The organism is Niastella yeongjuensis (genome assembly GCF_900110245.1).
In the GTDB taxonomy this organism is placed as follows: domain Bacteria; phylum Bacteroidota; class Bacteroidia; order Chitinophagales; family Chitinophagaceae; genus Niastella; species Niastella yeongjuensis.
Genome location: NZ_FOCZ01000007.1, coordinates 194,928 through 215,807 on the forward strand (window position 1 = coordinate 194,928; position 20,880 = coordinate 215,807).

Below are 20,880 nucleotides of genomic sequence, written 5' to 3' on the forward strand. Positions count from 1 at the left end.
ACCACTTGCCGGCACTTGTATTTCACTGTTATAATTGTAACTTTAAAACAGTTAAACGGCTCAGCAATGGAATTCAAAATCTTATCCCATGCCGGTTTATTGGTAAGGAATAAACCCGGCAAATCTTTGATATGCGATCCCTGGTTAGTTGGCAGCAGTTACTGGCGCTCGTGGTGGAATTATCCACCGGTTAGTAAAGACCTTATCAACTCACTGCAACCCGATTTCATATACCTCACCCATATTCACTGGGACCACTTTCATGGTGACTCTTTAAAAAAGTTCAGACCCGATATTCCCATCATCATTCCCAAAGGGAATTACACCCGTATGAAGGATGACTTGTTTTACCTGGGTTACACCAATATCATAGAACTGAAACATGGCGAGCGCTTTCAAATAGCTGAACAGTTCTACATTACTTCCTATCAGTTCTGGATGTTCCTCGACAGTGCCCTGCTGATTGAATGCGACGGCGTAAAACTGCTGAACCTGAACGACAGCAAACACATGGGACTTACGCTGAAACAAATAGTTCGCAAACACAAACCCATCGATTTTGTATTCAGAAGCCATAGCTCGGCCAATGAACGGTTATCGTACCAGATAGTTGATGAACCCAACGCCCCGGTTGATGACCTGGAGCGATACATAAAGGAGTTTGCACAAACCGCCAAAGCTACCAAAGCCAGGTTTGCTATACCGTTTGCCAGCAACCATTGTCATTTGCATAAAGACTCCTTTCATTTCAACCAATATATTCAACACCCTTTGTTAGTCGAGGACTACTTCAAACAACACCAGATCCAATCGCCCCAGGTAAAAGTGATGGTTTCGGGCGATAGCTGGTGTTCTGACAGCGGGTTTACCATCAGCGATAAAGACTGGTTCACCAACCGGTCGGCCCTGCTGGCTGAGTATTTACAGCAACAAAAAGACAGCCTGGAGAAATTCTATGCGCAGGAAAATAAAACCGAGATCGATAAACAGGTAGTGGTAGCGTATTTTGAACAGTTTACGGCCACGCTGCCGTACTTTATCCGGCGCTACTTTAAAAAGGTGCATTTCACCTATGTGCTTTCGGCTGGCGAAACCACCAAATACGTTTACCAGATAAACGTGCACCAGGGCAGGGTAGTGGAATTGCCACCCGATACGCCATTAGACCATGCCACATACCCCATTCAAATACACACGACCGCCTTTATTTTTTTGCGTGGAATTGAATTCAGGATCTTCTCGCATATGTGTATTGGAAAACGCGTGTTCTATAAAGTCACGGCCAGTCAGAAAAAATATATGGAGGCGTTGAACCTGGTCTTCAACGCCTATGAGTATGACTTGTTACCCCTGCGCCGCATCTTTACCTGGCGATCGGTAGAATCGTGGTCAATGCGATGGCGGGAAGTTGTATTGTACATGCAGCTGGCAAAAGACAAGCTGGTGTATGGGAAGCTGGATTTGGATAAATATCTGAGATAGTTCAAAGTTTAAAGTTTAAAGTTGAAAGTTCAAAGTTGAAAGTTTAAAGCTCAAAGGCCTGGCCGATACTTTGAACTTTAAACATAAAACTTTAAACTGCTTTCAAAACTACCTGAACGGTCTCAGGCGTTTGTTGTAACAACTCTACCTTGGAACCCGCAACCATTTTCTGTAAGATAGCTTCGTTGTAATGACGAATGGTAAGCAGGGTCAATCCTTTTTCCACCTGTACATCAAAAATATCGGAAGCGGCATGGGCCAGCTTTTCTAATTTTTCTGCATGATTGTCTAAACAGATCTGAATAGAAACCGCACCGGTTTGCATGAGGTTCGGTTTTATTTTTATATCGGCCAGTAACTGGTACAGCTCTGCCACCGGTTTCTCACCAACAAACGAAAAGTCTTTTGAATGCAGCTGTATCAGGGCCTGGTTTTGTTTCAGTACAACAATGGGCGGTAAACCTTTCAGGCTTTTATTATGGATAACCGTGCCGGCGAGGTCTTTATCGAGAAAGCATTTTACATACAGGGGAATGCCTTTATTCTGCAGGGGCTTGATGGTTTTGGGGTGAATCACCTGTGCACCATAATAAGCCATCTCTATCACTTCGTCGTAATTCAGTTCACGCAGCAACTGGGCGTCGCTGAACTCCTTGGGGTCGGCACTCATTACACCTTCCACATCTTTCCAGATGTATTGTCCGGATGCATTCAGCAGGTTCGCAAATACCGCCGCGGTATAGTCACTGCCTTCCCGGCCCAGGGTGGTGCTTTCATTTTCATCGGTAGAACCGATAAAGCCCTGGGTTACGATCGCCTTGTATTCTTTCAAGAGGGGTGTAACCAGGTTCTCCACTCTTTCACTGGTAAAACGCCAGTCGATATTGGCATCGCGGAAATTATCATCGGTGCGAATGATGTCCCGCACATCTACCCAATGGTTTGCAAAACCGATTTCGTTAAGGTAAGCGCTTACGATAACGGTCGATAACAATTCGCCGATACACACTACCTGGTCGTAATAATAATCGAATTCCTGCACTGGTTTATCGTGCAACAGCCATTCTACTTCTGTAAAAAAATTAACAAGTTGATCCAACGCTTCATTGTAGGTGGTAACCAGCAAAAATTTGGCAATGGTAAGGTGATTTTGTTTGATGGCCTCAAACAACTGTAAAGCTTCTTCTTTTTTGCCGGCATAAAATGATTCGGCTACTTTCTCCAGGGCATTGGTGGTTTTACCCATTGCCGAAATAACAATAAGCAATTCCTCATCCTGGTATGATTTTAATATATGTCCTACCTGCTGGATTCTTTCCGTACTGTTAACACTGGCGCCGCCGAATTTGAAAACCTTCATACTTGTTTAATTAAGGTAACGATTGATAAGTGTGCAAATGTAATGAAAGAAGCGGGAGGAAGGAAGTTACATCGGTTTTACCTACCTTCGCCAGCTAACAACTGTTAACCAAACAACAGAGCCAATATGACCACTATTAACAGAAATGTATCAACCCTGGACGAGTTTACTATTCAGCAATTACGGGACTTTCCCCATGCCACCGGCGAACTGAGTGGTCTGTTACGCGATATTGGCCTGGCCGCCAAGCGGGTAAACGTAGAGGTAAATAAAGCCGGACTGGTAGACATTCTGGGTGAAGCAGGAACTATTAATGTACAGGGGGAAGATGTAAAAAAGCTGGATGTTTTTGCCAACAACCAGTTTACCGGGGTATTGCAGCATGGGATCAGCTGTGCCGGTATTGCCAGTGAAGAGCTGGATGATTATGTAGCTTTTAACGATGCAGTAAGCAGGAACTCGAAATATGTTTGCCTGTACGATCCGCTGGATGGTAGTGGTAATATCGATGTGAATGTGTCTATCGGTACCATTTTCAGCGTGTATCGCCGGGTAAGTGAAATTGGCACTGTGGCCACTGCCGCAGATTTTCTGCAACCAGGCAGAAAACAGGTGGCTGCTGGTTACATTATTTATGGCAGCTCCACCATGCTGGTGTATGCTACCCGCCGTGGGGTAAATGGGTTTACGCTCGATCCTTCCATTGGCGAATTTTGTTTAAGTCATCCGAATATCAAATGTCCTGAGTTTGGGAAGATCTACTCAGTGAATCATGGTAATTTCTTTCAGTACGATCCCGCCGTTCAGAAGTACATCGACATTTGCCAGAAAAAGAACAAGGATACCGGTGGCCCGTATACGCAACGTTATATAGGCAGCATGGTAGCCGATGTGCACCGCAATTTGATCAAAGGCGGCATCTTCATGTATCCCGGCACCATTGATAAACCCAAGGGCAAACTGCGGTTGCTGTATGAGTGCAATCCGTTTGCATTTATTGCCGAAGTGGCCGGAGGCCGTGCTACCAATGGCAAGGATAGAATACTGGATGTTGAACCTACCGAACTGCACCAGCGCAGCCCCATGTTTATCGGCAGCCGGGGAATGATGGATGAGCTGGAGGAATGTCTGGGTTTGAAGAAGCCATAAGCAAATACAAAATACAAAGTAAAAAGCCTAAAGTAGCACCGGTGTTGCTTTAGGCTTTTACTTTCTGCCTTCTGCTTCGCCCGCCGACTGCGTACTGCCGAAGCCTTAGCGTAGGCGTAAGCCTTGGCGTAGGAGGGCCTTCTGCCTTTTCCCCATTGCCTGCTGCCTACTGCCCATTGCCTTTCAAATCTGGTATAGAATATGCATTTCTGAATCAAAGCCTACAGGATATGTGCAGATTCGTTTTTCTATTCATTAGTATTTTTTTAACAATAGCAGGTTGTAAATCCTCAAAATCAACAACAACCAGTTACTCTGCTTATAGCAGCAGTGGAGGAGCTATACCCAAAACGGTTCCCAAAACCACCAGTACAAAACCCGCCGAGGTTGCTACTGCCGAAAAGAAAGTGGTGGTAACGCCTGCCACGCCGGTTGTGGAAGCCAACGTGGCGCCCGGACTGGAACGGGACATTCTTGGACTGGTAAACGATTACCGCAAAACAAAAAAACTGCCACCGCTGGCAAACAATCCCGCCATGGAATACCAGGCCCGCCGCCATAGTATGGATATGGGTACGCACCGGGTTCCGTTTGGCCACCAGGGCTTTCCCTTTCGAATGAAGTATGTTATGGAGAAAGTACCCGGTTCAGCCACGGTTGCCGAAAATATAGCTTATGGTAACCTGTCGGCCCAGGCTGTAGTAAGCGGCTGGATCAACAGCCCCGAGCACCGCAAGAATATGGAAGGAAATTACAAGTATACAGGGATAGGTGTTACGCGTAATATGCAGAATCAGTTATACTTTACGCAAATGTTTGCGAAATAAAACAGAAGTAAAAAGTATGAGGTCAGAATTAGGAAGCGTTTCAGGCTTTTGGCCTCGCTTCCGATCTTCATCCTCAAACTTCGTACTTCATATTTCTTACCTCTTACTTCGTACCTCTTACTTCAGCCTCTTATGAACCAATAAGTAACACCATACAAACTGGCCCCCCTGATATTCTGAATCCGGCCCCTCAGTATCAAACTTTCGGGCTATCTTGTGCACCAAATTCAGGAATAGTACATGAGCAAGGTGATCATTTCCGTAAAAGACCTCATCAAAAATTATGGCAGTTTCGAGGCAGTAAAGGGCATCAGCTTCGAAGTGAATGAAGGAGAAATATTTGGGTTGCTCGGTCCCAACGGCGCCGGAAAATCTACCACCCTCGAGATCATAGAAACGCTGCGCGAAAAAACAAGCGGGGAAGTATGGGTCAATGGATTTAATCTCGATAAAGATCCCAATTCCATTAAAGCAGTGATTGGCGTTCAATTACAAACATCGGGTTTTTATCCCGGGTTGAACCTGTTGGAACTGATCGATCTGTTTGCCGGACTGTACAACCGGAAGGTGAATGCACACGAGCTGTTGAAAATGGTGAACCTGGAAGACAAGGCCAAAAACAAATACAAAGACATGAGTGGCGGCCAGAAACAACGTTTTTCCATTGCCACCACACTCATCAACGATCCCAAGATCATTTTCCTGGATGAACCCACTACCGGCCTCGATCCGCAGGCCCGCCGTAACTTGTGGGACCTCATACAATCGATCCGTGCAAAAGGCACTACTGTTATTATCACTACCCATTATATGGACGAGGCCGAGGTGTTGTGCGACCGGATCGCCATCATCGATTCCGGTAAGATCATAGCCCTGGCTACACCCGATAAACTGATCGACGACCTGGTTGCTACCGGTTTTGAACGACCCAAAGAAGTGAAGAAGGCGAACCTGGAAGATGTGTTCATTCACCTGACCGGTCACAATTTAAGAGAAGAGTAAATTCAAAACTTTATACTATGGACTTACGTTATCCCATCGGTAAATACGAACCACAACCGTTTTCCGACAAACAGAAACGCGAATGGCTGCAGGATATTCAGTTCCTGCCGGGCATGCTTGAAGCCGCCATCGAAAACCTGGATGAAAAACAACTGAACACACCTTACCGCGAGGGCGGCTGGAATGTAAAACAGGTAGTGCACCATGTGGCCGACAGCCATATGAATGCCTATATCCGGTTTAAACTGGGGTTAACGGAAAACAATCCAACTATAAGACCGTACGAAGAATCTTTATGGGCCGAATTGAACGATGTAAAAGCAGTGCCCATCAATATTTCCATCACGCTGTTATATGCCTTACATACCCGCTGGCATTCAGCCTTGCTGAACCTGCCCGCAGAAGCCTGGAACCGGACGGTATTCCATCCGGAAGCCAAAAAAGAAATGACGCTGTATTACCTGTTGGGCAGTTATGCCTGGCATGGCCGTCATCACGTAGCGCATATTACTTCGTTACGGGAACGGATGAGATGGTAGAAATAGGCCCTCCTACGCCAAGGCTTACGCCTACGCTAAGGCTTCGGCAGTACGCAGTCGGCGGGCGACGCAGAAGGCATAGATGAGTTCAACTCACGAATAAAACAACGTAATGAGAGACCTGAAGTGGAAGACGTTAAAGTCAGAGTATTTGTTTAAAGATATGTGGTTTACGGTGCGGAAGGATACCTGTGAAAGACCGGATGGTAAACTGGTTACGCCGTATTATGTGTATGAATTTCCTACCTGGGTAACGGCGGTAGCGCTCACTGAAGATGGAAAGATCATTCTGGAACGACAATACCGACAGGGACTGGGCGAAACGCATTTGGAAATTCCCGGTGGCTGTGTAGATGATACGGATAAAAATTATGAAGAAGCCATTGCCCGCGAACTGCTGGAAGAAACGGGTTATGCATTCACGCACTACGAATACCTGGGTAAAACGAGTGCCAACCCATCCACCAACAACAACTGGATGCACATGTACCTGGCAACCGGTGGTAAAAAAGTAAAGGACCAGGAGTTTGATGACAACGAAGACATCGACATTCACCTGGTATCGATGGAGGAATTAAAACAATTGTTACGCGATAACCAGATTGTTCAGAGTATGCACGTAACTGCTATAATGTATGCGTTGAGTAAGTTAGGTGAATTGCGTTTTTAATTAACATCGCCTGAAGAACAGGCTGAAGTAGGAGGTAGGAAGTACGACAATCGCGAATTTCTTACCTCTTACTTCCTACTTCGACCTTATAAGTTCACTTCCCCAACCACAAACACACTTCCACACACCAGGATCATATCCTTCTTCTCAGCCCGGTGCATCGCTTCTTTCACCGCGGTATTTACATCCTCATAGGCATGGCCATTTAACCCAACAGCATGGGCTCTGGCGGCCAGTTCATTTTCGGGTAATGCGCGGGGTATTTGTGCGCGGGTAAAATAATAGGTTGCTTCTTTGGGTAATAAAGTCAACACTTTTTCAACTTCCTTATCTTTTACCAGTCCGATCACAATGTGCAGGTGCTGGTAATCGCTTAGTTCAATCTGTGCAGTGATCTGTTTGATGCCATCTTCATTATGACCCACATCGAGCACCACTACCGGATTGGTATGGATCACTTCCCAACGGCCATGCAAACCGGTCAATTTCTTTACCTGGCGCAGGGCCTGTTGAATATGTGCTTCTGTAATTTTATAGCCTGCTTTTTGTAAATGATATATTACCTCCAGTACGGTAATGCAGTTCTTGGTTTGATAAAAGCCGGGCAGGTCAAGCTGATACGAATTGCGTACATCGGTGGCGGAGGTGGCTACCTGCAGTACCAGTTGATGGTGGTCATATTTCCATTCGGCCACATAGCGCTGGGTATCGGCAAAAAACAGCGGCGCCTGTTTTTCAAGGGCTACCTGTTCAAACACCTGCTTTGTTGCTTCGTCGGTTTCACCGATCACTACAGGAATTTCCGGTTTAATAATACCGGCTTTTTCATAAGCGATGGCGCTCAGTGTATCACCCAGCAGGTTCATATGGTCCCAGCCAATATTGGTAATAACCGAGATCTCCGGAATAACTACATTGGTAGAATCGAGGCGGCCACCCAGTCCGGTTTCAATCACTGCAATATCCACTCCTTCGCGTACAAAGTATTCAAAGGCCATGGCTACGGTGATCTCAAAGAAGGAGGGTTCTATTTCATCGATCGCAGGTTGAATGCGTTCCACAAAATCAACCACAAAGTCTTTGTCGATCATTTCACCATTTACGCGGAACCGCTCCCTGAAATCGCGCAGGTGCGGGGAAGTATATAAGCCGGTTTTATAACCTGCTGTTTGCAGCACGGCTGCCAGCATATGACTGGTAGATCCTTTACCATTGGTTCCGGCAATATGAATGGATTTGAATTTAGTTTGCGGATTGCCTAAATATTCACAAAGCCGAAGGGTATTGGTAAGGTCCTTTTTATAGGCAGCTGCGCCTATGCGGCTGAACATTGGCAGCCGGGTAAACAAATAGTTCGTCGCTTGCTCGTAGTTCATCGGTATAATTAGGCCGACAAAGCTAAAAGAAAAGTCCGAAAGAAATTAATAGTACATTTCTTTCGGACTTCGTATATAAAGGATTAGTAAGTTACCCTTTCACTTTAAACCTGACCAGAACGGTACCTGTTTGCTCATCAGGGCCATCGGGGTTGGCATTCAGTTTCGACCGGCGGACCAGGTCGACGGCCTTTTGTTTGTAAAAACTTTCCGCAGTAGTGGATCCTCTTGGCTGATAAGTAGCGCTGATCACATCTCCATTCTGGTTTACCCGGATATCCACTGCTACCGTTGCATCTTCATTAAACTCATCGGAGTAGGAAGGCATTCTGGTAAAAGTGCGGCCCGATAAACCGCTTTTAATGGCAATACCTGACCCACGGCCACCACCTGAATAATTCTTTGAATCGGGATTGCCACCGGCTTGTCCCTGATCTCCACGGCCACCGGCAATGCCTTCGCTGCCGCCTTTTTTGTAGGTGTTGGCTTCGTTGCCGCCGGTACCATTGCCATTTACCCCTTTAAACACCGCTTTGGGGCGGGGAGGAGCGGGAGGCGCCGGCTCAACTGGTGCCGGATTTTTTACCGGTTTGCTTTTCACCACTTCCTTTTCAGGTACTTTGGTGGCTTCCGGTTTTACAATCGGCGGCTTTTTGATTTCCGGTGCGTCTGCATCTTTATCGTCGGTCTCGATATCTTTTACATCTTCTTTGGCTGGTTCAGCTGCCTTTGGCGGCACGTAGGTTTCCTGTACGCTGGCAGGCGCCGGTGAACCCGGTTCATAAGGCTGATCGTTACCCAATCCTATTTCACTGTTTCCCAGGTTCACTTCAAGTCCTTCTTCAACAGGAGGTTCAGGTAATGGCGGCATACCCCATTTTACAAAAAAGAAAATACACAGCATAAGGCCTACCACCAATATGGTATAACTGCCAGCCTGGATATTTTTCTTTGATTCAGATTCCTGTATGTGTGTCGGATTCATGTTACTAAGTTAAGTTGAAAAGTTGACAGGTTAACAAGTTAACAGGTTGAAAATGTTAAAATTCAAAACTGTTTTAACAGTACTTTCTAATTCAACAAAAATGCCAACTACTTAAACCACACGTCGTAGGCAAACCGAATAATGGTAGCGCATACAACGATCAGGAAAAATATCCTGATAAAAGCGTTGCCTTTTAAGATCGCCAGCCGGGCACCTACCCATCCACCCAGGGCATTACAGGCTGCCATCGGTAAAGCTATCGCGAATATGATCTTGCCACTGAGCATAAAGAAGGTGATGGAACCAAGGTTGGTGGCCAGGTTTACAAACTTGGCGTGTGCACTTGCTTTTAGAAAATCAAAACCCAACAGGCCAATAAACGACAGGATCAGAAAGCTGCCTGCACCGGGACCAATAAAACCATCATAAAACCCAATGATCAAACTGATGAGCAATGAATAAAGTATCTGTTGCTTCACTGAATGGTCTTTCTCGAGGTGATCGCCAAACTTTTTATTGGTAAAGGTATAAATGGCAACAAGGATCAGCATGAACAGCAGCAGGGGTTTCATAAAGCTGTTGTTGACATGCGTCAATAGGGTGGAACCGGCAAAGGCGGCGCAAAACGCCGTAACGGCCATTAACCCGATCAATAACCAGTTCACCGGTACCCGGCGTACATATTGAGCGGTGGCAATACTGGTGCCGCTAAAGGAGGGGATCTTTAATGTACCCAACACCGTAGCCAGGGGATATTGTGGCAATAACACTAATGCGGCGGGTGTTTGTATCAATCCACCGCCACCGGCAATGGCATCGGTAAAGCCCGCTAAAAAAGCAAATACGCAAAGGAGTATCAAATCTATTGTCATGTTTATTTCGTGAATGAAGTTTCAGGCTGTAAGCCGTCCCAGCCCCTCCGGTGGAGGGGAGAAATACAACCTCGCGTCTATTTTCAACCTGTCTCCACTATAACTTTACCATCCCTGTCAACGTTATCAGCCTGTTAACTCGTCAACCTTTCAACTTAAAACTTTAAACTATCTCTTCCCTCCCAAAACTCCCATAAACTGAACCCATGGCCCTACGGCATCGTAGTATTGTTTAGCCATAACCCGGCTTAACTGATGGATATGTGTAAGGTCGTGTACTACCCAGGCTGCCAGTAAATGACGTAAGGTTACGGTGCCCAGTATGGGATGAATACCTGTACGGTTAAGCGATTCTTCGGTAATGTCGATCGTTTTTAACTGGGCCAGGTTTTCTTTTCGTAATATTTTAAACTCGTCGAGCAGCTGGCTCATTGTTTTTCCTTTTTTTACGGCATGATGCCCCTCCATATCAAAAGGCACAAATGTTTTGCTGCCTTCACCCATAATAACCTGGGTGCGCGGGATCCAGTCTGTTTTTTCACCATGTATCAAATGCGCCACAATATCAACCGGCGTCCAGGTATCGCCACCTTCATTGCTATAGATCCATTCGTCTGCCAGTCCGTATAACATAGTCTCTATTACCTGAGGGGTTCGTTCCAGCATCGGTAGGGCGTTTTCAATGGCAAATTGCATAGTCGTTTGTTTTATAGGGCAAAGGTAAGCTACTAGCCGGAAGGACAATGGGCAATGGGAAATGGAATAAAATACAAAGGGCAGAAGGCAGAGGGCAGAAGGCAGAAAGTTAATGCGGCTTTCGGTGTGTAGCTTGTATTTTTCGCTGCCTGGTGTCTTTTTCTTTGCCCTCTGCCCTCTGCCTTCTGCCCTGTTTTCACCAACAAACGTTCGCCTTTATGCGCTTTAGGATAAAATTATATGTCTAAAAAACACTTAAACGGGTATTATCCTCCTCAATCTGTGGACTTTTAAACTTTTTTTTGGGGCAATTAAGACCTTGGGCATCATGGCTCATTTGTCGAAAAACCCTTGTCTGGCGTGGGTTTTAACTTTTCATACGGGGCTTAACCATCCTATAAACGGGCTTGAGTTGGTTTTAGTAGTGCAAAAAGCCGCAGTATGTTTGCATCATCAAAGAGAAACAAACCTTAAAACATACAATTATGAAAACGGATTTGAGGAATTTTAGCAAATTAGCCATCGTAGCAATCGCTTTAACTTTAGCTTTTACTACAACTGCGCTGGCTAATGGTGGTGATAAAGGAAACCCGGCTACTACTCAATTAAAGTTCGTTGGAAATATAGAAAATCAACCTGTATTTGAACTGAACCTCATCAACAACGATGATGAGTATACCGTAACTTTCCGGGATAACCTGGGAAATGTACTGTATAAAAATAAATTCAAAGGTGCATCTGGTGTAACCAAAAAGTTCCTGTTGCAATCAGAGGAATTCAGCGATGTGAACCTGAACGTGGTGATCACCTCTAAAAAGACCAATATTTCTGAAGTTTATACCATCTTCTCTAACCAGGATATGGTGGAAGAAACCGTGATCAATAAGATCAAATAATAAATCTGGTTCGCAGTTCAGTCAATCATCATAGAGTGTTTTATAATGAAAGGCCTCCCGAAAAAATCGGGAGGCCTTTCTTATTTTCTCGTATAACGTTGCGCTTAATGCGCGAAATCTTCTTCGTAATTTCCCTGTATCCGTTCCATTGACGGGTTGAAGTAACCGAATTTTACATTCGGGAATTCCTCATGGATCAATTCCTGCAGTTGTTTTATTCCCAGCAGATCGCCGGTTTCATAAGCGCCTATTTTGCCCATGTACCAGTCGGGGTCGATGTTGAAATTCCGCCACTGGATCATGCTCAGGTCGGTTTCAATGATCAGCTTGCGCAGCGCTTCATATTCTTCTTCACTGTCTGTCATGCCCGGGAAAACAAAATAATTGATGCTGGCCCAGCCATTATAACTGCGCATCACTTTCAGGCTTTCGACAATGTCTTCAAACTGGTAATTATTGGGGCGATAATAGGCTTCGTAAATATGTTTACGCGCCGAGTTCATACTTACCCGGATTGAATTCAGTCCGGCTTCGCACAACGCTTTTACGGCAGCTGGTTTGGAACCGTTTGTATTGATGTTGATGCTGCCCTTGCTGGTATGCTTCCGCATTTCAATAATGCTTTCGCGGATGGTTTCCCACATCAGCAGGGGCTCGCCTTCACAACCCTGGCCAAAGCTCACAATGGGGTAGGGCGCCGATTCCAGGTGCGGAACGGTGAATTCCACAATTTCTTCAGCAGTGGGTTTGAACGTGAGGCGGTCCTGGGTAGAAACGATTTCCTCTTCCTGGGGTTGAAACGAAATACAACCAATACAATTGGCATTACAGGCCGGGGAAGAAGGGATCGGACATTCCCAGCGGCCCATAAAATAGTTACGGGCGGCCGGACAATGATATGTTAAGCAACAATTATCGGCCAGGTGTTTTACCAGCCGGTTGTGGGGGTATGCTTCAAGGAATTTTGCAACGCCCGATTGAATGGTATCATTGTCGAAACCGGCACATTCCTGCCTGATATCCTGCTCGATGCGCACTGCAGGTACAAAAAACTGCTCGTTATGCCAGCCAACTGCGGTATAGCAAAACAGGGGCAGGGTGGGTGCATCGGGCGCTGTTTCGTAAGCGGCCAGGTACAAACCGGTGTGGGCGGGGGGAATAAAGGCCGCCACGGCCCAGCCTTTGTCGCACAGGCGCATTTCGCCGGTTATTACGTCGATACCAATACCCCGGCGACCGGGTAATTCGTACAGGGAACCCCCGTCGGGCAGGGCGATCCAGTCTTCTACCGGTACTTCGTACGCATCCCAACCGGCCCGGCCGGTAGTATACAGGGTGGTATCCTCAAAAATGTTTCCTTTTCCGTCGGAATACAATAAGAACGGAGAACTCTTCAATACAGACATTTTATTCTTTTACAGGTCAACAGCACTAAAAATCAAAGCTTTAAGCATTAAGCTGTAAGCTATATGCAAATACATATTTGCGTTTTCCGGCTTACAGCTTACGGCTTATGTCCGCCAGCTGGCGGATTACTGTTTTAAATAATGTCTGCAAAATTCGTGAATTTGATCGAGTTCTTCGAATTGAAGATTATTTCGAAGGTCAAAATGGTAAGATTTGTCGCCTGAGGCGTCAATAGTGATCGAATCGTATTGAGCTTCAATGTGATTTATGTTCGACCAAATAAAAAAACGGCTTTCCGGCAGGGCGGGAATGGTGATCCCGGTGTGGTGAAGGGCCACAAATTCTTCGGTGACCATGCGTTTTTCGCACCAGAACAGGTAGCCATAGGCCGCGCTCATCAACGCATGGCCGACGCCCACCACCCATTCGCCATGGATACAGGCCGTAATGCCGATACCCAGAAAAAAGATGACCTCTATGAAGCGGAAAAACAGGTTCACCAGGGGCAGATCGGCGGCAATGTTTTTTCCGGCCATGGCCAGTATGAATATGTCAACCGCCATAAATACCAGGCAACCCAGAAAAACCGGACTGCTATGCGGCTGATTAAAATGAGACAATGCATGCACAAGAATTAACCCACCAGCGGCTAAATGCAACAAACGACCAGCGCGTTTCAGTTTCTGAAAAGCCGGATGAACAACGGGCAAGGCTAAGGAGTTCATAGGCAGTTATTTTTTACTTAGATGTAATACTCGATAAATTCCATATCAATTCCTTAAAAAATTAACGGTTACCCACACAGTAATAAAAAAGCCCCAGGTTTTTACCTGAGGCCTTCATTATTAAATATATTAATCTAACGGATAACAATTGCCCTTAACCGGGCAAGGTCCTGTTTCTGTTCATATTTGATGGGGATCTCCTTTGCAAACCCGGATCTTTTTACCAGAGCGATACCATCAATGCGTACTAAGGCATCTTTCTTTTTGTAGATATCGGTGTGGTTTTTGATCGCTCCTATATTATCGATCTTGATTGATACAGGTAATACAAATTCTGCGTTTTTCTTTACTTCCACTTCCTGATTCAGCACAAAGCTGCCAAAATAAGCGTTATCAACATATACATCGCCTCTGGCAGATGACAATTTAATACCGAAATTATTAGGATTATAATAGATCATATTGGCGCCCACGGTTGTTTTTAGCACACCGGTCTCAATGATCTTTACATCACCCATGTCACGATATTGCGGTTCGCGAACATCCTTAGCAGATTTACAGGCCGAAAAGATCAATACGAAAGCTGAAAGTAGTGTTAAAATGCTCTTCATAATTACTGGTTTGTTGAATATCCATTAGATAGAAAATCGCATCACCAGTTTAAGCAACAACGTTCTTAAAGCTTTTTTTAACAATACAGCAGCTATATTTTACCATGGACTTGGCTGGTGTTCCCCTGTTGCTATCAGATTTTTCAGATTGCCGTTAATAAGCAGTCCCCACGCATTGGAGCAGTCGTCATAACATTCCTGTGTCGGCGCCAGTCCAATATGAATGAATTGAACTTCCGTTTTGCCATCTTTTTTGCCAATGTCAAAAGTGATGTTGGTTCCCTTCCATTCGCTCTTGTTTTTTACAAAACTTAGCACAGCGTCCACCACATTCCAAACGATTTTTTTACCGGGAATAAATTCCGTTATCTTCTGTTTGGAAAAATGAATTCCCGGAACATTGTATGTAAACTCCGCACCTGGTTTATCAGTGGTGCCTTCAACTTCTCCTGACCACCACCCGCGAACATTGTTGATGGCATTGAAAACTTCCTCTGGAGATTGATCTACAAGAAAGGCAGTAGTGAAATTTTGATTTTGCATAAGTTCTAATTTTTTGCCGATGATGAAGCGTTACATGCACAAATCTATTATCTAAATATGTTTTTGAGCAGGTGCGAAATGGACTTTATCATGGGTTAATTTGGACATAATAAAAACCATGCAATGGTGTAAACTCACCCCTGCCTCCCGCAAGCGGGAGGATTTCTTAAAAACAAGCATTAACTAAACGACATTGATTGCCCTTTTCAAGCAATCGTTTGCACTTGGAACAATGTTTGTTTTTTGTTACACCGAACCATAATTGGTAATTTCATAAGCATGGAACAATCAGACAAACTCAACCGCATTGTGGAAGCACGCATGAAATTGAAAAACCGGTTCGAGCAAAAAATAAAACAAACTCCTTCTGTGGCCGATACCCAGCCCATGGGGTCTGGTAAAATTAACCGGCATGGCATGCCTGAAATTCCTGTTGGACAAATTGAGACCCGCAAGTGGCCAGTGCTTGACCTGGGTATTCAACCCGATATTCCTTTATCGGAATGGCAACTGGTAGTGGATGGGGAAGTGGAGCATCCGGTAACCTTGAACTGGGATGATTTTATGGCCCTGCCACAAACGGACGATACCTCCGATTTTCATTGTGTAACCACCTGGAGCAAATTAAATATGAACTGGAAGGGCGTGCGTTTGCTGGATCTTGCAGCCCTGGTTCAACCCAAAGAAACGGCTACCCATATTCTATGTTATGGGTACGACGATTATACTACCAACGTATCGCTGGAAGAAGCATTGAAACCCGATGTACTGTTGGTGCATACCTACGAAGGACAACCATTGCCACCCGAACATGGCGGCCCGGTACGTATGATCACCCCGCAGCTATATGCCTGGAAGGGCTCCAAATGGATAAAGCGCATCCAGTTCCTGCCCAAAAACGTATTGGGCTTTTGGGAAGAACGCGGTTATTCCAATACGGCCTATCCCTGGCGGAATGATAGATACAGCTAGTTGTGAATGGTGGCGCCTGGCGTTGTTGAAGCATGAATAGCAATAACCATTAGCCGTTACAGGCTTCAGGGGTTGTTACTTTGTGTTTCCCCTGCAACTTGCAACCTGCAACCTGCAACTTGCAACAGTCCCACGATAAGAAATAAACAACACTTTAAAATTAGTATTCATCCATACAAATACCATATGAACAGAAGAAGTGTTTTAAAACAACTCAGTTTAAGTGTTGGCGCTACGGTATTGGGATCAAATACCATGGCCCGCCTTTCCAACGATGCCATTGAATACGAAATGCCACGCAACCCATTGCACAAACCACTGGCAAAACCAGTCACTGCCATTACCCTGGGAGCAGGCAGCCGTGGTAATGTATATGGCGGATTTGCCGAGAAGTACCCCGATCAGCTGGATATCATTGGGGTAGCAGAACACATTGCCATCCGCAATGAACGGTATGCGAAAAAACATCAGATCGACGACAAAAACCGCTTCGATACCTGGGAACGGGTATTTGAACGGCCCAGGTTTGCAGATGCCGTTATTATTTCCATGCCCGATAACCTGCATTATGAACCGTGTATGAAGGCATTGGAAATGGGGTACGACATCCTGTTGGAAAAACCCATTGCCCCCACAGAAAAAGAATGCCGGAATATATTGGCGATGGCTAAAAAAACTGGCCGCATTGTAGCTGTTTGCCATGTATTGCGCTATGCGCCCTACTTTGTAAAAATGAAGGAACTGCTTCAGAATGGGACCATTGGCGAGATCATCAGTGTTCAGCATTTTGAACCCATCGAGCACATTCATATGTCGCACTCTTATGTGCGCGGTAACTGGCATAATTCCAAACAAACCACGCCTATCATACTGGCAAAAAGCTGCCACGACCTGGATATTATAAAATGGATGCTGAATAAACCGGCAAAGCAGATCTCGGCCATGGGCGATTTAAAATGGTTCAGGAAAGAAAACGCGCCGCAGGACAGCACCGCCCGTTGTACCGACGGGTGTGCTATTGAACGTGAATGTCCTTATTCGGCAATTAGAATATACCACGACAATAAACAGCGGTTATACGTATTCGATCTGCCCGAAGACAAAGCCAAGCAACCCGAGGCCATCATGGAATACCTAAAGACCACCAATTATGGCCGTTGTGTATACAAAATGGATAATGACCAGCCAGATCACTACATTACCAACATCCGGTTTGGCGATAACATTACAGCCAGCTTTTCCATGGAAGCATTTACTTCCTATGCAGGCCGCCGTACGCGGGTAATGGGCGCCATGGGCGATATGGTGGGTGATATGGAAGAACTGGTGATCACCGATTTTAAAACCGGTAAACAAACCAAACTGGTACCCAAAGCCGAAGATGTAGCCGACTATAAAAACAGCGGTCATGGTGGCGGCGACTGGAATCTGGCAGCTGATTTTGTACAGGCAGTAGCGCAGCAAAATCCCAAACTACTCACTTCCACCATCGATGAATCTATTGAAAGCCATATCATGTGTTTTATGGCAGAAGAAAGCAGGAAGTATAATAAGGTGATGGATGTTAAGATGTAAGGGCAGTAGGCAGTGGGCAGTAGGCAATGGGGAAAACAGCCGCAAGCGGAATACAGCATAAAGTTGAAAGGTTAAAGGCTAAAGCAAATACATGTTTTTTGCTTTAGCCTTTAACCTTTAGCCTTTAACCTTTAACCTTTAAGCCTGTATTTCCTACTGCCTACTGCCTACTGCCCACTGCCTACTGCCTTTCAATCTTTCAAGGTGCCGAAGGCAACGCTTCATAGACCTCTGCTTCTATTATACTCAACGTTCCTTTCGCCTTCGAATCATCCCGGGCAACGCCATCATCAAGCTTTTTGCCATTTACTTCTGCCATGGTATTGCCGCCTTCGTCTTTCGACAAAGTGGCCAGTTGGATCCTTACTTTTTTCCCTTTCTCCGGTTTGCAGGCAATTGTATAATAACCCAGGGTAGGTTTGGTGGATCCTTTAAATACTTCCCTGCCATCCACGGTAATGACTAATGGATATGCCCGGCTACGAAAATTATTTAGCTTCAGGGTTATTTCGCTTACCGTGGCCGTCCGCTCCAGTTCATATTCTATCCAGGCGGTTTCGAGTTGGCCGTCGTTCACCCAGTCGCTTAATTCATTGTCGTCATAACTGGCAAATGCACTGTCGGCATGAGCGCCAGCCGTTGCTTTGACAATGGCAATGGGTGTGCGGGTCATTGTATAAGATGGTGTTGAAGGCGTTGATCCTCTGTTTAGACGGCCTTGTAAGCCGGCAGCTGGTAACTGCGTGGCCAGGCCATCTTTTTCCATAAAGGGAATGGAATTCAGGGTAAGAGTGGCCGGTTGTAAACCATCCGCAGTTGCTTTTATTGTTATATTTCCCGCTGTAGTAGTTGAACGGATCAACACCCGGTTCACCCCATTTTCAACGGGCAGGCTTTTAGCCAGGATGTAATTATCGGGCCCTATGGCCATACCGCCCCGCCATTCCGCCGGACCATCCAACCTAAAATTGATCATATTCAAGGCGGTAGGACAACGTTCGCCATTGGCATCGATCACTTCTACCTCTACCAGCGACAGGTCCTGCCCATTGGCAACAAAAGGAACGGGCCTTTCAATATTGGTCAATCGAAGTGCGGCCGGTGTGCCTTTTGTGGTGATTGTACCCTCGCATACCTGTTTTCCTTTGTCGTTGTAACCGGTTGCTGAAAGCGTGCCGGACTGCCACTCCACGTTTTTAAACGTGAACAGAAAGCCATCGCTTTTTAGTCCAAACCCCAGTGATTTGCCGTTTACTTTTAATTCTACTTTGGCTGCAGACGATACTACATAAATATCTTTCTTCACTCCGGCTGTATAATTCCAATGGCCAATAATGTGCAGGCTGTATTTTTCCGGGTTCACCCAGCCGTCCCACATGACCTGATTGGCATAATAGTTTTGCTTTTTAATACGCAGGGCATCTACTTCGCCGCTACGGCGGTAATTTTCTGCACCGCGGTGATGGGTATTGGTTTCAGAAAACACAATGTTCACGCCGCCGGCGCTCACGCGTTTACCGGTACCGGGACGTTCATTCCAGAATTCAAACCAGCGCTTAACATTCTCCACTGCATGCGATTCCATATTGCGGTTATACACGGCCGCGTTTTGTCCGTTGTACAAAGGCCCATCGCCGTCTTTGTGAAAGGGTGGGGTATAGTCATCCCAGTATTTGCGGGCGCCTTCATCGCGTGAATATTCCATAGCCCACATAGGGATATGGGCGCTTTTGTTGGTGTACAACATTTCACCGCCGTATTCAGCTACTTTGCTGTTGAGCATTTCGCGGGAACCGATGGCCCGGCCACCATGCAGATCGTACTGATCGCGGATTGCTTTCATTTCCTGCATGTGTTCTTCACTGATAGATTCATTTCCCGATTCGTAAAAAATGATGCTGGGATTATTCTTATTATAAATGATGGCGTCGCGCATTACGGCTTTGCGTTGTTCCCATCGGGTGCCGGTGATGTCATGTTCGGCATCACCCGCCTGCATGGATTGCAGCAGGCCGACCCGGTCGCAGCTTTCAATATCCTGTTTCCAGGGCGTAATGTGCATCCAGCGCACCAGGTTGCCATTGCCTTCCACCATCAAGCCGTTGCTGTAATCACTTAACCAGGCCGGAACACTCAACCCAATAGCCGGCCATTCATTGCTGGTGCGCTGGGCATAACCATGCACCATTATCACGCGATCGTTCAGGTAGATCATGCCATCTTTGAATTCGGTTTTTCGAAAACCCGTTTTGGTGTTCACGGCATCTACCACTTTACCATTCACCTTTAACCGGGTTTGAACCGAATACAAATACCCATAGCCCCAGCTCCAGAAATGCAGGTTGTTTACTGCGGAAGCTGCTTTTACAATGGCGGTAGCTCCGGCCGCCAGGGTAGTGTTGCTGCCGGCAAAAGTTTTTACGGGCGTTCCTTTGGCGTCGGTAATGGCTACTTCATAGGAGATGGTCTGTGGTTGGCCGGTTTCATTTTTTATTTGTGATTCGGCGTGAATGGTGGCGGTGCCGCCTTTTATATTAAAATTGTCGGCATAGACGTAAACCCCCGTTGTGCCTAATGTAGTAAACAAGGGCAGGGTTTGATACACGTTGCCGCATATGTGCAGGTATACGTTCTTGTTAATGCCGCCGTAGTTGGCATTGAAGTTTTTGTCTTCCCACTGAAATTTGGTGTTGGTAGCGACTTCTTTGTATTCCCAGCTGTTATCGATGCGAACGGCCAGTACATTTTCCGCATCGCCGGTAGTTACCAGGTCTGAGATATCGAAACCAAAGGCGGTGACGCCGTTCTCGTGCAGGCCCAGGTGTTTCCCGTTTAAGTAAAATTCCCCCGCCTGTCTGATGCCTTCAAACTCCAGGAATATTTTTTGTCCTTTTGCCGCAGCAGGAATTTTAAAATGCTTTCGGTACCAGGCGATGCCGGTGCTTAGGTCTTTGATATCTTTTTTAAAGGCTTCATCTTCATTCCAGGCATAGGGCAATGTTACCGGTTTCCAGCTGGCATCATTAAACGCAGTTGCAGAGGCGGCGGCGGTGTCGCCCACGAATACTTTCCAGCTGGTATTAAAATTATAAGTGGTACGTTGGGCTTGCAGGTACAGGCAGGTGAATGCCAATAAGAAAGCAATGACAGTTTTTTTTATCATATGGCGCATTGTAATACGTGCTCAAATATA

The 20,880-nt window shown here is 45.9% G+C and carries 19 protein-coding genes; 9 read left to right on the top strand and 10 right to left on the bottom strand.

Going from position 1 to position 20,880, the window contains the following annotated elements:
* Window positions 1-66: 66 nt before the first annotated feature.
* Window positions 67-1,482 carry an MBL fold metallo-hydrolase gene (locus tag BMX95_RS19825; RefSeq protein WP_081203928.1) on the top strand — a complete coding sequence of 472 codons (1,416 nt, stop codon included), beginning with the start codon at window positions 67-69 and terminating at the stop codon, window positions 1,480-1,482.
* A 91-nt stretch (window positions 1,483-1,573) separates the two neighbouring features.
* Here the strand turns inward: BMX95_RS19825 and BMX95_RS19830 are convergent, their stop codons facing one another.
* Entirely contained in the window at window positions 1,574-2,842 is a 1,269-nt protein-coding gene (locus BMX95_RS19830; RefSeq protein ID WP_081203927.1) for an aspartate kinase, read from the bottom strand.
* Between the two features lie 126 nt (window positions 2,843-2,968).
* Between BMX95_RS19830 and fbp the strand changes: the two genes are divergently transcribed.
* The 5 genes from fbp (at window position 2,969) to BMX95_RS19855 (ending at window position 7,029) form a co-directional block, all read left to right on the top strand.
* Window positions 2,969-3,991 (top strand): class 1 fructose-bisphosphatase, encoded by a 1,023-nt coding sequence (gene fbp / locus BMX95_RS19835; RefSeq protein WP_081203926.1) that lies wholly within the window; start codon window positions 2,969-2,971, stop codon window positions 3,989-3,991.
* Between the two features lie 230 nt (window positions 3,992-4,221).
* The gene (locus tag BMX95_RS19840) at window positions 4,222-4,818 is read left to right on the top strand and encodes a CAP domain-containing protein (RefSeq protein WP_133054062.1); all 597 of its coding nucleotides are present in this window, start codon (window positions 4,222-4,224) and stop codon (window positions 4,816-4,818) included.
* 240 nt (window positions 4,819-5,058) lie between these two features.
* Entirely contained in the window at window positions 5,059-5,820 is a 762-nt protein-coding gene (locus BMX95_RS19845) for an ABC transporter ATP-binding protein (protein ID WP_081203924.1), read from the top strand.
* A gap of 17 nt (window positions 5,821-5,837) precedes the next feature.
* Entirely contained in the window at window positions 5,838-6,359 is a 522-nt protein-coding gene (locus tag BMX95_RS19850) for a YfiT family bacillithiol transferase (protein ID WP_081203923.1), read from the top strand.
* Between the two features lie 112 nt (window positions 6,360-6,471).
* Complete coding sequence (locus tag BMX95_RS19855) at window positions 6,472-7,029, top strand: NUDIX hydrolase (protein ID WP_081203922.1); 558 nt, start codon at window positions 6,472-6,474, stop codon at window positions 7,027-7,029.
* A gap of 86 nt (window positions 7,030-7,115) precedes the next feature.
* On the opposite strand, the gene BMX95_RS19860 is transcribed toward BMX95_RS19855, so the two are convergent.
* The 4 genes from BMX95_RS19860 to BMX95_RS19875 form a co-directional block, all read right to left on the bottom strand.
* A complete protein-coding gene (locus BMX95_RS19860; RefSeq protein ID WP_081203921.1) occupies window positions 7,116-8,405 on the bottom strand; it encodes a bifunctional folylpolyglutamate synthase/dihydrofolate synthase in 1,290 nt (429 codons plus the stop codon).
* A gap of 91 nt (window positions 8,406-8,496) precedes the next feature.
* Window positions 8,497-9,390, bottom strand: coding sequence for a hypothetical protein (locus tag BMX95_RS19865; RefSeq protein WP_081203920.1), 894 nt, complete (start codon window positions 9,388-9,390; stop codon window positions 8,497-8,499).
* Between the two features lie 107 nt (window positions 9,391-9,497).
* On the bottom strand, window positions 9,498-10,262 hold the full coding sequence (locus tag BMX95_RS19870; RefSeq protein WP_081203919.1) for a TSUP family transporter: 765 nt from the start codon (window positions 10,260-10,262) through the stop codon (window positions 9,498-9,500).
* A 168-nt stretch (window positions 10,263-10,430) separates the two neighbouring features.
* A complete protein-coding gene (locus tag BMX95_RS19875) occupies window positions 10,431-10,958 on the bottom strand; it encodes a DinB family protein (RefSeq protein WP_081203918.1) in 528 nt (175 codons plus the stop codon).
* 485 nt (window positions 10,959-11,443) lie between these two features.
* Here BMX95_RS19875 and BMX95_RS19880 point away from each other — a divergent pair, with 485 nt between their 5' ends.
* Window positions 11,444-11,854: a hypothetical protein gene (locus BMX95_RS19880; protein WP_081203917.1), complete on the top strand. Its 411-nt coding sequence runs from the start codon at window positions 11,444-11,446 to the stop codon at window positions 11,852-11,854.
* A 104-nt stretch (window positions 11,855-11,958) separates the two neighbouring features.
* Here BMX95_RS19880 and BMX95_RS19885 read toward each other — a convergent pair whose 3' ends face one another.
* From BMX95_RS19885 to BMX95_RS19900, 4 genes are all read right to left on the bottom strand, one after another.
* Entirely contained in the window at window positions 11,959-13,260 is a 1,302-nt protein-coding gene (locus BMX95_RS19885; protein WP_081203916.1) for a radical SAM family protein, read from the bottom strand.
* A gap of 126 nt (window positions 13,261-13,386) precedes the next feature.
* Window positions 13,387-13,986 carry a hypothetical protein gene (locus BMX95_RS19890; protein WP_081203915.1) on the bottom strand — a complete coding sequence of 200 codons (600 nt, stop codon included), beginning with the start codon at window positions 13,984-13,986 and terminating at the stop codon, window positions 13,387-13,389.
* 134 nt (window positions 13,987-14,120) lie between these two features.
* Window positions 14,121-14,597 (bottom strand): LEA/WHy family protein, encoded by a 477-nt coding sequence (locus BMX95_RS19895; protein ID WP_081203914.1) that lies wholly within the window; start codon window positions 14,595-14,597, stop codon window positions 14,121-14,123.
* Window positions 14,598-14,696: 99 nt separating this feature from the next.
* A complete protein-coding gene (locus tag BMX95_RS19900) occupies window positions 14,697-15,140 on the bottom strand; it encodes an SRPBCC family protein (protein WP_081203913.1) in 444 nt (147 codons plus the stop codon).
* A gap of 279 nt (window positions 15,141-15,419) precedes the next feature.
* Here BMX95_RS19900 and BMX95_RS19905 point away from each other — a divergent pair, with 279 nt between their 5' ends.
* A complete protein-coding gene (locus tag BMX95_RS19905; RefSeq protein WP_081203912.1) occupies window positions 15,420-16,112 on the top strand; it encodes a sulfite oxidase-like oxidoreductase in 693 nt (230 codons plus the stop codon).
* A 186-nt stretch (window positions 16,113-16,298) separates the two neighbouring features.
* Window positions 16,299-17,687, top strand: a complete 1,389-nt coding sequence (locus tag BMX95_RS19910; RefSeq protein ID WP_081203911.1) for a Gfo/Idh/MocA family protein — start codon at window positions 16,299-16,301, stop codon at window positions 17,685-17,687.
* A 199-nt stretch (window positions 17,688-17,886) separates the two neighbouring features.
* Here the strand turns inward: BMX95_RS19910 and BMX95_RS19915 are convergent, their stop codons facing one another.
* Window positions 17,887-20,850 carry a glycoside hydrolase family 2 protein gene (locus BMX95_RS19915; RefSeq protein ID WP_177193705.1) on the bottom strand — a complete coding sequence of 988 codons (2,964 nt, stop codon included), beginning with the start codon at window positions 20,848-20,850 and terminating at the stop codon, window positions 17,887-17,889.
* Between the last annotated feature and the right edge of the window lie 30 nt (window positions 20,851-20,880).

What these genes read in the sequence shown, in the direction of transcription:
- BMX95_RS19890 (WP_081203915.1), bottom strand. Translation starts at nt 13,986, where the DNA reads ATGAACTCCTTAGCCTTGCCCGTTGTTCATCCGGCTTTTCAGAAACTG.
- BMX95_RS19895 (WP_081203914.1), bottom strand. Translation starts at nt 14,597, where the DNA reads ATGAAGAGCATTTTAACACTACTTTCAGCTTTCGTATTGATCTTTTCG.
- BMX95_RS19915 (WP_177193705.1), bottom strand. Translation starts at nt 20,850, where the DNA reads ATGATAAAAAAAACTGTCATTGCTTTCTTATTGGCATTCACCTGCCTG.
- BMX95_RS19905 (WP_081203912.1), top strand. Translation starts at nt 15,420, where the DNA reads ATGGAACAATCAGACAAACTCAACCGCATTGTGGAAGCACGCATGAAA.
- BMX95_RS19885 (WP_081203916.1), bottom strand. Translation starts at nt 13,260, where the DNA reads ATGTCTGTATTGAAGAGTTCTCCGTTCTTATTGTATTCCGACGGAAAA.
- BMX95_RS19865 (WP_081203920.1), bottom strand. Translation starts at nt 9,390, where the DNA reads ATGAATCCGACACACATACAGGAATCTGAATCAAAGAAAAATATCCAG.
- BMX95_RS19900 (WP_081203913.1), bottom strand. Translation starts at nt 15,140, where the DNA reads ATGCAAAATCAAAATTTCACTACTGCCTTTCTTGTAGATCAATCTCCA.
- fbp (WP_081203926.1), top strand. Translation starts at nt 2,969, where the DNA reads ATGACCACTATTAACAGAAATGTATCAACCCTGGACGAGTTTACTATT.
- BMX95_RS19910 (WP_081203911.1), top strand. Translation starts at nt 16,299, where the DNA reads ATGAACAGAAGAAGTGTTTTAAAACAACTCAGTTTAAGTGTTGGCGCT.
- BMX95_RS19875 (WP_081203918.1), bottom strand. Translation starts at nt 10,958, where the DNA reads ATGCAATTTGCCATTGAAAACGCCCTACCGATGCTGGAACGAACCCCT.
- BMX95_RS19850 (WP_081203923.1), top strand. Translation starts at nt 5,838, where the DNA reads ATGGACTTACGTTATCCCATCGGTAAATACGAACCACAACCGTTTTCC.
- BMX95_RS19860 (WP_081203921.1), bottom strand. Translation starts at nt 8,405, where the DNA reads ATGAACTACGAGCAAGCGACGAACTATTTGTTTACCCGGCTGCCAATG.
- BMX95_RS19825 (WP_081203928.1), top strand. Translation starts at nt 67, where the DNA reads ATGGAATTCAAAATCTTATCCCATGCCGGTTTATTGGTAAGGAATAAA.
- BMX95_RS19840 (WP_133054062.1), top strand. Translation starts at nt 4,222, where the DNA reads ATGTGCAGATTCGTTTTTCTATTCATTAGTATTTTTTTAACAATAGCA.
- BMX95_RS19845 (WP_081203924.1), top strand. Translation starts at nt 5,059, where the DNA reads ATGAGCAAGGTGATCATTTCCGTAAAAGACCTCATCAAAAATTATGGC.
- BMX95_RS19870 (WP_081203919.1), bottom strand. Translation starts at nt 10,262, where the DNA reads ATGACAATAGATTTGATACTCCTTTGCGTATTTGCTTTTTTAGCGGGC.
- BMX95_RS19880 (WP_081203917.1), top strand. Translation starts at nt 11,444, where the DNA reads ATGAAAACGGATTTGAGGAATTTTAGCAAATTAGCCATCGTAGCAATC.
- BMX95_RS19830 (WP_081203927.1), bottom strand. Translation starts at nt 2,842, where the DNA reads ATGAAGGTTTTCAAATTCGGCGGCGCCAGTGTTAACAGTACGGAAAGA.
- BMX95_RS19855 (WP_081203922.1), top strand. Translation starts at nt 6,472, where the DNA reads ATGAGAGACCTGAAGTGGAAGACGTTAAAGTCAGAGTATTTGTTTAAA.